This window comes from Bradyrhizobium uaiense, from assembly GCF_010811875.1.
Lineage (GTDB): Bacteria > Pseudomonadota > Alphaproteobacteria > Rhizobiales > Xanthobacteraceae > Bradyrhizobium > Bradyrhizobium uaiense.
Genome location: NZ_VKHP01000296.1, coordinates 1 through 10,267, shown reverse-complemented (window position 1 = coordinate 10,267; position 10,267 = coordinate 1). Strand labels below are relative to the sequence as shown.

Annotated in this window: 10 protein-coding genes; 9 read left to right on the top strand and 1 reads right to left on the bottom strand. The window is 63.4% G+C overall.

All coding sequences use genetic code 11. The features are described 5' to 3' along the window. Window positions 1–177 precede the first annotated feature (177 nt). On the bottom strand, window positions 178–1,314 hold the full coding sequence (locus FNJ47_RS40815; RefSeq protein WP_163161787.1) for an alpha-hydroxy acid oxidase: 1,137 nt from the start codon (window positions 1,312–1,314) through the stop codon (window positions 178–180). Window positions 1,315–1,447: 133 nt separating this feature from the next. Here FNJ47_RS40815 and FNJ47_RS50035 point away from each other — a divergent pair, with 133 nt between their 5' ends. From FNJ47_RS50035 to serA, 9 genes are all read left to right on the top strand, one after another. Next, window positions 1,448–1,621, top strand: coding sequence for a hypothetical protein (locus tag FNJ47_RS50035; protein ID WP_165446089.1), 174 nt, complete (start codon window positions 1,448–1,450; stop codon window positions 1,619–1,621). 217 nt (window positions 1,622–1,838) lie between these two features. Then, the gene (gene glmM / locus FNJ47_RS40810; RefSeq protein ID WP_163161785.1) at window positions 1,839–3,185 is read left to right on the top strand and encodes a phosphoglucosamine mutase; all 1,347 of its coding nucleotides are present in this window, start codon (window positions 1,839–1,841) and stop codon (window positions 3,183–3,185) included. A 557-nt stretch (window positions 3,186–3,742) separates the two neighbouring features. After that, on the top strand, window positions 3,743–4,594 hold the full coding sequence (locus FNJ47_RS40805; protein WP_165446088.1) for an outer membrane protein: 852 nt from the start codon (window positions 3,743–3,745) through the stop codon (window positions 4,592–4,594). A 208-nt stretch (window positions 4,595–4,802) separates the two neighbouring features. Then, window positions 4,803–5,633, top strand: a complete 831-nt coding sequence (locus FNJ47_RS40800; protein WP_347341783.1) for an outer membrane protein — start codon at window positions 4,803–4,805, stop codon at window positions 5,631–5,633. Between the two features lie 69 nt (window positions 5,634–5,702). Then, window positions 5,703–6,293 (top strand): glutathione S-transferase family protein, encoded by a 591-nt coding sequence (locus tag FNJ47_RS51880; protein ID WP_236000401.1) that lies wholly within the window; start codon window positions 5,703–5,705, stop codon window positions 6,291–6,293. Window positions 6,294–6,311: 18 nt separating this feature from the next. Beyond that, window positions 6,312–6,782, top strand: coding sequence for a GNAT family N-acetyltransferase (locus FNJ47_RS51875; RefSeq protein WP_236000396.1), 471 nt, complete (start codon window positions 6,312–6,314; stop codon window positions 6,780–6,782). A 168-nt stretch (window positions 6,783–6,950) separates the two neighbouring features. After that, window positions 6,951–7,163 (top strand): hypothetical protein, encoded by a 213-nt coding sequence (locus FNJ47_RS40790; RefSeq protein WP_163161781.1) that lies wholly within the window; start codon window positions 6,951–6,953, stop codon window positions 7,161–7,163. Window positions 7,164–7,241: 78 nt separating this feature from the next. Continuing rightward, window positions 7,242–8,414 (top strand): phosphoserine transaminase, encoded by a 1,173-nt coding sequence (locus tag FNJ47_RS40785; protein WP_163161779.1) that lies wholly within the window; start codon window positions 7,242–7,244, stop codon window positions 8,412–8,414. A 234-nt stretch (window positions 8,415–8,648) separates the two neighbouring features. After that, window positions 8,649–10,238, top strand: a complete 1,590-nt coding sequence (gene serA / locus FNJ47_RS40780) for a phosphoglycerate dehydrogenase (RefSeq protein WP_163161777.1) — start codon at window positions 8,649–8,651, stop codon at window positions 10,236–10,238. The last annotated feature ends 29 nt before the right edge of the window (window positions 10,239–10,267 follow it).

Genomic DNA, 10,267 nt, shown 5'->3' with positions numbered 1-10,267 from the left:
GAAGTCGGGGCCCCAGGCGCGCTGGGTGGGGTAGTGGAGGGGGCCTGGGGCGGAAGCGTTGCGAAGCGATGGCCAGCGGCGGTGAGGGGTCCGGGGTCGCGCGGGGCCGGTCCTCGGGCGGCGCGACGGGCCGACCCGTTGGCTTGCCCGGGACGACGGAGATATTGAGCCGTCAGATCAAACCGCCAGCACCTTGTCGTCGATCTCGGCGATGGTGTTGACGCCGCACAGTCCCATCGTGGTGGTGAGCTCCTTGCCGAGGATATCGAGCGCCTTGGCGACGCCGGCCTGGCCGCCAGCGCCGAGGCCGTAGGCATAGGCGCGGCCGATCATGCAGGACTTCGCGCCGAGCGCCAGCGCGCGCATGATGTCCATGCCGGTGCGGATGCCGCCGTCGAACATGATCTCCATCTGCGAACCGACCGCGTCGGCGATCTCCGGCAGCACCTCGATCGAGGACGGTGCGCCGTCGAGCTGGCGGCCGCCATGGTTCGACACCACGATCGCCTGCGCGCCGGTCTTGGCGGCGAGTTCGGCGTCCTCGACGTCGAGGATGCCTTTCAGGATCAGCTTGCCCGGCCAGATCGAGCGGATCCAGTCGATGTCCTTCCAGTTCAGCGTGGTGTCGAACTGCGACGCGGTCCATTCCGACAGCTTGACGATGTCGTCCATGCCTTTGACGTGACCGGCGATGTTGCCGAAGGTGCGGCGCTTGCCCTGCAGCACGCCGGACACCCAGGCCGGCTTGGTCGCGAAATCGATCAGCTTCGACAGCGACCATTCCGGCGGCACCGTCATGCCGTTCTTGATGTCCTGGTGGCGCTGGCCGATCACCTGCAGATCGACGGTCAGCACCAGCGCCGAGCATTTCGCCGCGATCGCGCGCTCGATCAGCGATTTGATGAAGCCGCGGTCCTTCATGACGTAGAGCTGGAACCAGAACGGCTTGTCGACGGCGGCAGCGATGTCCTCGATCGAGCAGATCGACATCGTGCTCTGGGTGAAGGGAATGCCGGCCGCCTGCGCTGCGCGGCAGGCGTAGATCTCGCCGTCGCCATGCTGCATGCCGAGCAGGCCGACCGGCGCCAGGATCAGCGGCATCGCCGAGGGCTCGCCGAGGATCGTGGTCGCGAGGGTACGCTTGGAGACGTCGACCAGGATGCGCTGGCGGAACCTGATCTGCTGGAGGTCCTCGGAATTGGCGCGCAGCGTGTCCTCGGTGTAGGAGCCGCGATCCGCATAATCGAAAAACGCCTTCGGCACCCGGCGCTTGTGCAGCTGGCGCAGATCTTCGATGCAGGTAATGTGCTTCATGGACGTTCCCGGCCCTTCTATGTCGCAAGTTCTAAGCAACGAGTCTTAGCAACTAGTCTTGCAGCTGTTCGGTCTTGGCGTCATCTAGCATGGTTGGATGGCCCGCCAAATCGAAGACGGATGGGAGAGCACGATGACGCAATCAGGCACCAAGCCGAAATCAGACGACAGCGCCGAAAAGCGCCGGCTCGACGAGGCCCTGGAAGAGGGGCTGGAGGAGACGTTTCCCGGTTCCGACCCTGTTAATGTCACCCAGCCAGCCCCCACCAAGGGCGACCAGCACGTCAAGCGCAACGGCAAAGGGTAGGGGACAGCGCTTGTCCCCAGGGATTGCCTCAAGCGCGATAGTGTTATATTTTTCAGCGCCTTAATGCCGAAAAATAGGGTTCGGCCGCGGTAATGATTCATCATATTTTTTGAAGTCATTTTAGCGCCTGGCAGTCTATAAGGCCGATGCACGCTACACTGGTAGGCGTTCAGGACTCTCTCGCCGGGTGGTTCGAGAGGTCCGTGTTGGGGGTTACATGAGCCGCAAATATTTCGGGACCGATGGAATTCGGGGCCGCGCCAATGGGCTGATCACGCCGGAGCTCGCGCTCAAGGTGGGGCAGGCCGCAGGTTTGGTGTTTCAGCGTGGCGACCATCGCCATCGCGTCGTGATCGGCAAGGACACGCGGCTGTCCGGCTACATGATCGAATACGCCATGGTCGCGGGCTTCACATCGGTCGGCATGGACGTGCTGCTGGTCGGCCCGATGCCGACGCCGGCGATCGCGATGCTGACCAAGTCGATGCGCGCCGATCTCGGCGTCATGATCTCCGCGTCGCATAACCTTTTTGAGGACAACGGCATCAAGCTGTTCGGCCCGCAGGGCTTCAAGCTGTCCGACGATGTCGAGAAGCAGATCGAGCAGCTGCTCGACGAATCGCTCGACCGCCGCCTGGCGCAGAGCGCGAGCCTCGGCCGCGCCCGCCGCATCGACGGCGTCCATGACCGCTACATCGAATTCGCCAAGCGCACGCTGCCGCGCGATCTCTCGCTCGACGGCCTGCGCGTCGTGATCGATTGCGCCAATGGCGCCGCCTACAAGGTTGTGCCCGAAGCGCTGTGGGAGCTCGGCGCCGACGTGGTGCCGATCGGCGTCGACCCCGACGGCTTCAACATCAACAAGGAATGCGGCTCCACGTCACCGGAAGCGCTGTCGAGGAAGGTGCGCGAGATGCGCGCCGACATCGGCATCGCGCTCGATGGCGATGCCGATCGCGTCATCCTGGTCGACGAGCGCGGCCACATCGTCGACGGCGATCAGCTGCTCGCGGTGATCGCGCAGAGCTGGAAGGAAGAGGGGCGTCTCGCCAAGCCCGGCATCGTCACGACCGTGATGTCCAATCTCGGGCTGGAGCGCTTCCTGCAGGGCCACGGGCTTTCGATGGTCCGCACGCCGGTCGGCGACCGCTACGTGCTCGAGCAGATGCTGAGCGGCGGCTACAATCTCGGCGGCGAGCCGTCGGGCCACATCATCATGTCGGACTATTCGACGACCGGCGACGGGTTCGTCGCTGCGTTGCAGGTGCTGGCGGTGGTGCAGAAGCTGCGCCGCCCGGTGTCGGAGATCTGCCGGCGGTTCGAACCCTTGCCTCAAATCCTGAAGAACGTGCGCTATCGCAGCGGCAAGCCGCTCGACGCCGCCGAGGTCAAGTCCGCGATCACCGATGGCGAGAAGCGCCTCAACGGCCATGGCCGTCTCTTGATCCGTCCCTCCGGCACCGAGCCGGTGATCCGCGTCATGGGCGAGGGTGACGATCGCATCCTGGTGGAAGAGGTCGTCGACAACATCGTCAGCGCGCTCGGCCACGCCGCGGCGGCTTGAGGGCTGCCGAGTACAATCTCGCATTTGTCGAACCGTCATCCCCGCGCAAAGGCTTCGCCTTTGTCGCTGGAGGAGCGGCCACTTGACCGCTTCTCGAAGGATGCGCGGACGCCAGCCGGGCCGTTCATCCTTCGAGACGCGCTGCGCGCTTCCCAGGATGATGGGGCGTCTATCAGCTCTGCGCATTCCTGCCGGCGAATCGGCCTGCTCGCGGTGTTCCTGCCGAAGATGCCGTAGGCCGTGCGCTGAACGCTTGCGGCGAGGGCCGCCGACGCGGTGCCTTCATTAATCATTCGCTAACAGACGCGGTTCGCGTGCGCTGTAAACGGCGCGTTTGCGTCAACGCATCATTAGCATCTGTGGCGAGATCGCCATCTTTCGCAGTCGCCCGCGCGTTTTATGGACCCATAAGCAACAGCCGCAGCAAAAGGTCAGAGAAAATCAACCTTAAAAATTAGGGTTAAGTGCCGCTTAAACATTTGCTGCCATCGTCCGCCCGTGAGTTTCAGACGTGGGGCCTTTCGTGTCGCCTCACTTGGGCCAAAAGGACGAAGCCAATGCGTAGCGTAAAGACCCTGATTGCCGCCGGAGCGGCATCTCTGTTGTCCTCGGCGGCGTTCGCTGCCGACATGCCGATCATGCCGCCGCCCCCGATGGCGTATGCTCCTCCGCCGGTCCAGGATTTCGGCGGCTGGTATCTGCGCGGCGATATCGGCATGACCAACACCAAGGCGAGGCTGCACGTCAACGCGTACGACACGCTGCCGGCCGGCACTGCGTTCAACCAGTATGGCACCGGCTTCGACAGCGGCATGCTGTTCGGCCTCGGCGTCGGCTATCAGTTCAACAGCTGGTTCCGCGCCGACATCACCGGTGAGTATCGCTCGAAGGTCAGCTTCAACGGCACCGACTTCTTCACCTTCCCCGGGCCCAGCTCGCTCGGCGACACCTATCATGGCGGCGTCCAGAGCTGGGTCGGCCTCGCGAACATCTACGCCGATCTCGGCACCTGGGGTTGCTTGACCCCGTTCATCGGTGCCGGTGTCGGTGCCGCTGTCATCAAGACCTCGGCCTTCTCCGATGTCACCACGTTCCCGAGCGGGTCCGGCCTGACCAGTTCCTTCATCGCCGACGGTGCGACCAAGACCAACTTCGCCTGGGCGCTGCATGCCGGTGTCGCCTACAAGGTCACCAACAACTTCACGGTCGAACTGGCCTATCGCTACCTCGACATGGGTACTGCCGGTCACGGACAGGGCCACTTCTTCGACGGCACGCCGGCCGGTCCCTCGAGCTTCCAGTTCCGCGACATGACCTCGCAGGATGTGAAGCTCGGCGTGCGCTTCAATCTGCCCTGCTGCGACGTGCTGCCCCCGCCGCCGCCGCCCCCGCTGATCCGCAAGGGCTAACAAGGGTTAATTTCGACCCTCCACGGTTAACGTTTGAAACGGCGCAGGTTCCCGCGCCGTTTTCTTTTGCCGCGTCATGCTGCGAGCTTCTGCAACTTGCGTGGTCGAAAGCCGCCGGCGACAACGATTGGTTAAGGTTAACAGGCGATGATCAACGCGCATTCGAAGAGTGGGATGGAGCGTTGCGATGCGTAGGATCTTGCTGGCGGTGATGATGTTCGGGGCGGTGACCGGCGCGCACGCGGCTGACATGCCCGATTTCCTGCGCGGCAGTCTCCCTGCTTCCAGCGCACCAACCAGAAACTGGGACGGCTGGTATGCCGGCGGTCAGGTCGGACAATCATGGATCAACACCGACTTCGGTGGCAGCGTTGCGTCCCTGACCAATTCCATATTCCGCAACACCACGCTGCAGGCTCCGACGGCCCAGTTCAATCTGCTGGGTCGAGTCAATGCGCAAAGCTCGGGTTTCGGAGCGTTTGTCGGACGCAACTGGCAGTTCGACGACGTCGTGGTGGGTGTCGAAGCAAACTATACTTATTGGTCCGGCCTGACGACGTCGACCTTCGGAAGCCTGGGTCCGATTCAGGTCGCTCAGCCAACCCTGGTTCTTCCAGTCGGCGCGACTGCTGCCGACGGCGTGTCGTTGAACGGAAACGCTACGCTGAAGGTCAAGGATGAGATGACATTCCGCGGGCGCGCAGGTTGGGCAACCGGTGACTTTCTGCCCTACATGTTCGGCGGCCTTGCGGTCGGCCGAATGGACGTCTCGCGCACGGTCACGAGTTCTGTGATCAGAACGATCAACTTCAGTGACGGAACCTCGAGGAGCTTTGTGCTTCCGCAGTTTGCCCAGACCGCGACAGATTCTAAAACCGATGCCTTCGTGGCCGGCTGGACCGCGGGTCTCGGCCTGGAATACATGTTGTGGAACTGTGTCTTCCTGCGCGGCGAGTGGGAATACGTCAAGTTCATGCCGGTCAAGAACACGTCGGTCACGCAAAACAGCGTACGTGCTGCGATCGGCTACAAATTCTGATTCGCTGCGTCGCTTGACACCGCAATGTGCGGCTGATCGGATGTTGCTTCGCAAGCGGAGCGACCTCGCATGAAAATCTACGGCGACGCCAATTCAGGCAATTGCCTGAAGGTGAAATGGGTGTGCGACAAGCTGGCGCTGCCGTACACATGGGTCGAGATCGACACCATGAAAGGCGGCAGCCGCACGGCGGATTTTCTCAGGCTGAACGGCTGGGGCCAGGTGCCGACGGTGGAGCTGGATGACGGCCGCGCGCTGGCGCAATCCAACGCCATCATCCGTTATCTCGCGCGCGGCAGCGATCTGATTCCCGGCGATGCCTATCGTGCGGCGCAGATGGATGCCTGGATGTTCTGGGAGCAGAACAGCCACGAGCCTTATGTCGCCATCTGCCGGTTTCAAGCCGTCTATCTCGGCAAGCCGGTCTCGGAGATCGATCCGAATCTCATCAAGCGCGGCTATGTCGCGCTCGATCATCTGGAGCGGCATCTTGCAGCAACACAATTCCTCGTCGGGGATGCGTTCTCGCTCGCCGACGTCTCGCTGCTCGCCTATACGCGCATGGCCGAGGACGGCGGCCTTGCGCTCGAACGCTATCCGATGATCCGCCGCTGGATCGCCGATGCCGAGCGCGTGCTCGCGCTGCCGCCAATCCGCTGACCTCTCCAGAATGCAGCCATGACCGAAACTTCGATTATCTCGATCCGCCGCGCTCGCCGCGAAGATGTCGCGGCCATCGTCGGCATGCTGGCGGACGATCCGCTCGGCAGTGCGCGCGAGCGGATCGAGGATACGCTGCCGCAAAGTTATTTTGATGCCTTCGCGCGGGTCGAGCGCGATCCCAATCTGCAGCTCGTCGTCGCCGTCGACGGGGAGGGCACCGTCGTCGGTTGCCTGCAACTCGCGGTTCTGCCGGGCATCAGTTCGCAAGGCGGTTCGCGCGGGCTGCTCGAGGACGTCCGCGTCGCAAAGCACTGCCGCAGCCGCGGCATCGGCGAGCAGCTGGTGCAGTGGGCGGTCGCGGAGGCGCAGGCGAGAGGCTGCATGCTCGTCGAGTTGCTGACGCATCACACGCGCGTCGATGCGCAACGCTTCTATGAGCGGCTTGGATTCGCGCGCAGCCATGTCGGCATGACGCTCCGCTTTTGAAATGTGCGCGCGAAGTTGTGCTGCACACATGGCAACGCCTGCGGTAGCTGCTGCTCCGCGATCCGGTTAACAGCCAATAAACTAAGCCGGTCTCCGTGATTTTACGGGGCGGAACGAGTCCGGTATGTCGGACGTCTCCCACGGGGCGGCGGGCAACTGGGGATTGGAATGTCGGAGTATTCGATCGTGCGGGTCGGCAACGAGTACATCGTGCTGGCCGGCGATAAGAGCATTTTGAGAATATCGAGCCGGCGCAGGGCCGTTAAGATCATGACTCTCGCGGCAGATTTGCTCGATCAGGAGACGGTGCAGCAGGTCGAGGACTCTCCATCAATCAGCCGTGATCCCCCGGTTGCGCGGGAAAAGCCCGAACTTCCTTGACGTTTGGGTGCCTTTCCACTACGTCCGACGGCGGGAAACCTCTCCCCACCGAGAGGCAGCTATCTGGAAGGGTAGATTATGACTGCAGCGAAGCCCGCTTCGCGGCCCAACGTGCCGCATTTCTCCTCCGGCCCCTGCGCCAAGCGCCCCGGCTGGAACCCCAACAATCTCAAGGACGCAGCCCTCGGCCGCTCGCATCGTGCGAAGGTCGGCAAGGCCAAGCTCGAGCTCGCGATCGAACTGACGCGTGAAGTGCTTGAGGTGCCTGCCGACTACAAGATCGGCATCGTGCCGGCGTCGGACACCGGCGCGGTCGAGATGGCGCTGTGGTCGCTGCTCGGTGCGCGGCCCGTCACCACGCTCGCCTGGGAATCCTTCGGCGAGGGCTGGGTCAGCGACATCGTCAAGGAATTGAAGCTGAAGGACGTCACCAAGCTGAACGCGGCTTACGGTGAAATCCCCGATCTCTCCAAGGTCGATCCGAACTCCGACGTCGTCTTCACCTGGAACGGCACCACCTCGGGTGTGCGTGTGCCGAACGCTGACTGGATCAGCGCAACCCGTGAAGGCCTCACGATTTGCGACGCGACCTCGGCCGCCTTCGCGCAGCCGCTCGATTTCGCCAAGCTCGACGTTGTCACCTTCTCCTGGCAGAAGGCGCTCGGCGGTGAAGCCGCGCACGGTATGCTGATCCTCAGCCCACGTGCGGTGGAGCGGCTCGAGACGTACAAGCCGGCCTGGCCGCTGCCGAAGATCTTCCGCCTCACCAAGGGCGGCAAGCTCAACCATGGCATCTTCGAGGGCGAGACCATCAACACGCCGTCGATGTTGTGCGTCGAGGATTATCTCGATGCGCTGAACTGGGCGAAGTCGATCGGCGGCCTGAAGGCCCTGATCGCGCGCGCCGACGCCAACACCAAGGCGATCGCCGACTGGAAGGCGCGGACGCCGTGGGTCGACTTCCTCGCCAAGGATGCCGCGATCCGTTCCAACACCTCGGTGTGCCTGAAGTTCACCGATCCCGCGATCACCTCGCTTCCCGCTGATGCACAGGCCGACTTCTGCAAGAAGCTGGTCGCACTCGTCGAGAAGGAGAACGCCGGTTTCGACTTCGCGTATTACCGCGATGCGCCGGCAGGCCTGCGGATCTGGTGCGGCGCCACCGTCGAGGCAAAGGACGTCGAGCTGCTGACGCAGTGGATCGACTGGGCCTTCGCCGAGACCAAGGCCGCGCTGCCCAAGGCGGCGTAAGCTTTCTCTTGTCACCTCTCCCCGTTCTTACGGGGAGAGGTCGGATTTCTCCCGGCGATGCGGAGCATCGTCCGATGCAATCCGGGTGAGGGGCCTTTTCGGCTTGTTCCTCGCCTGTGGCTGCCCCCTCACCCCAACCCTCTCCCCGCAAGAGCGGGGCGAGGGAGAAGTGATCAGAGACTTCACCAGTTTGGTCCAAGGGACCCGCCCGCCGCAGGGCAAAGGAACAATCACATGACAAAACCCAAAGTTCTGATTTCCGACGCGCTGTCTCCCGCGGCCGTGCAGATCTTCAAGGATCGCGGCGTCGAGGTCGACTTCCAGCCCAACCTCGGCAAGGACAAGGACAAGCTTGCCGAGATCATCGGCAATTATGATGGCCTTGCGATCCGCTCGGCCACCAAGGCGACCGCCAAGATCCTCGAGAAGGCGACCAGGCTCAAGGTGATCGGCCGCGCCGGCATCGGCGTCGACAATGTCGAGATTCCGGCCGCGACCGCCAAGGGCATCATCGTGATGAACACGCCGTTCGGCAATTCGATCACGACCGCCGAGCACGCCATCACGCTGATGCTGGCGCTGGCGCGCGAGATCCCGCAGGCCGACGCCTCGACCCAGGCCGGCAAGTGGGAGAAGAACCGCTTCATGGGTGTCGAGATCACCGCCAAGACGCTCGGCGTGATCGGCTGCGGCAACATCGGCTCGATCGTCGCCGACCGCGCACTCGGCCTGCGCATGAAGGTGATCGCGTTCGATCCGTTCCTGTCGCCGGAGCGGGCCAAGGACATCGGCGTCGAGAAGGTCGAGCTCGACGACCTGCTGAAGCGCGCCGATTTCATCACGCTGCACACGCCGTTGACCGAGAAGACCCGCAACGTCATCGACGCGGCCGCGATCGCCAAGATGAAGAAGGGCGTGCGCATCATCAACTGCGCCCGCGGCGGCCTGGTCGACGAGCAGGCGCTGGTCGATGCGCTGAACTCCAAGCATGTCGCGGGCGCCGCTTTCGACGTGTTCGTCGAGGAGCCGGCGACCTCCAACGTGCTGTTCGGCCATCCCAACGTCATCTGCACCCCGCATCTCGGCGCCTCCACCACGGAAGCGCAGGAGAACGTCGCGCTGCAGGTCGCCGAGCAGATGTCGGACTACCTGCTGTCGGGCGCGATCTCGAACGCGGTCAACTTCCCCTCGATCACGGCGGAAGAGGCGCCGAAGCTGAAGCCGTTCATCGAGCTCGCCGAGAAGCTCGGCTCGTTCGCCGGCCAGCTCACAGAGAGCGGCATCCTCAAGACCACGATCACCTATGAGGGTCACGTCGCCGAGATGAAGATCAAGGCGATCACCTCGGCGGTGCTGTCGGGCCTGCTGCGGCCGATGCTGGGCGAGGTCAATGTGGTCTCGGCGCCTGTGGTCGCCAAGGAGCGCGGCATGGTGGTGGACGAGGTCGTCCGCGCCGCGCAGAGCGACTATGAAAGCCTGATCACGGTCACCGTCGCCACCGAGCGCCAGGAGCGTTCGGTGTCCGGCACGGTTTACGCCGATGGCAAGCCGCGCCTCGTCGACATCAAGGGCATCCGGGTCGACGCCGAGTTCGGCAAGTCGATGATCTACGTCACCAACGAGGACAAGCCGGGCTTCATCGGCGCGTTCGCGAGCCTCCTGGGTGACGCGAAAATCAATATCGCGACCTTCCATCTCGGCCGCGTCAAGCAGGGCGGCGACGCCATTGCGCTGGTCGAGGTCGACGGTGCGGTGCCGGCGGACCTGCTCGCCAAGGTGCAGTCGCTGCCGCAGGTGAAGCAGGCCAAAGCGCTGACGTTCTGAGGCACTGACGTTTTAAACGCTGTTCGAAC

What these genes read in the sequence shown, in the direction of transcription:
- FNJ47_RS40815 (WP_163161787.1), bottom strand. Translation starts at nt 1,314, where the DNA reads ATGAAGCACATTACCTGCATCGAAGATCTGCGCCAGCTGCACAAGCGC.
- FNJ47_RS40790 (WP_163161781.1), top strand. Translation starts at nt 6,951, where the DNA reads ATGTCGGAGTATTCGATCGTGCGGGTCGGCAACGAGTACATCGTGCTG.
- FNJ47_RS51880 (WP_236000401.1), top strand. Translation starts at nt 5,703, where the DNA reads ATGAAAATCTACGGCGACGCCAATTCAGGCAATTGCCTGAAGGTGAAA.
- FNJ47_RS50035 (WP_165446089.1), top strand. Translation starts at nt 1,448, where the DNA reads ATGACGCAATCAGGCACCAAGCCGAAATCAGACGACAGCGCCGAAAAG.
- FNJ47_RS40805 (WP_165446088.1), top strand. Translation starts at nt 3,743, where the DNA reads ATGCGTAGCGTAAAGACCCTGATTGCCGCCGGAGCGGCATCTCTGTTG.
- serA (WP_163161777.1), top strand. Translation starts at nt 8,649, where the DNA reads ATGACAAAACCCAAAGTTCTGATTTCCGACGCGCTGTCTCCCGCGGCC.
- FNJ47_RS40785 (WP_163161779.1), top strand. Translation starts at nt 7,242, where the DNA reads ATGACTGCAGCGAAGCCCGCTTCGCGGCCCAACGTGCCGCATTTCTCC.
- FNJ47_RS51875 (WP_236000396.1), top strand. Translation starts at nt 6,312, where the DNA reads ATGACCGAAACTTCGATTATCTCGATCCGCCGCGCTCGCCGCGAAGAT.
- glmM (WP_163161785.1), top strand. Translation starts at nt 1,839, where the DNA reads ATGAGCCGCAAATATTTCGGGACCGATGGAATTCGGGGCCGCGCCAAT.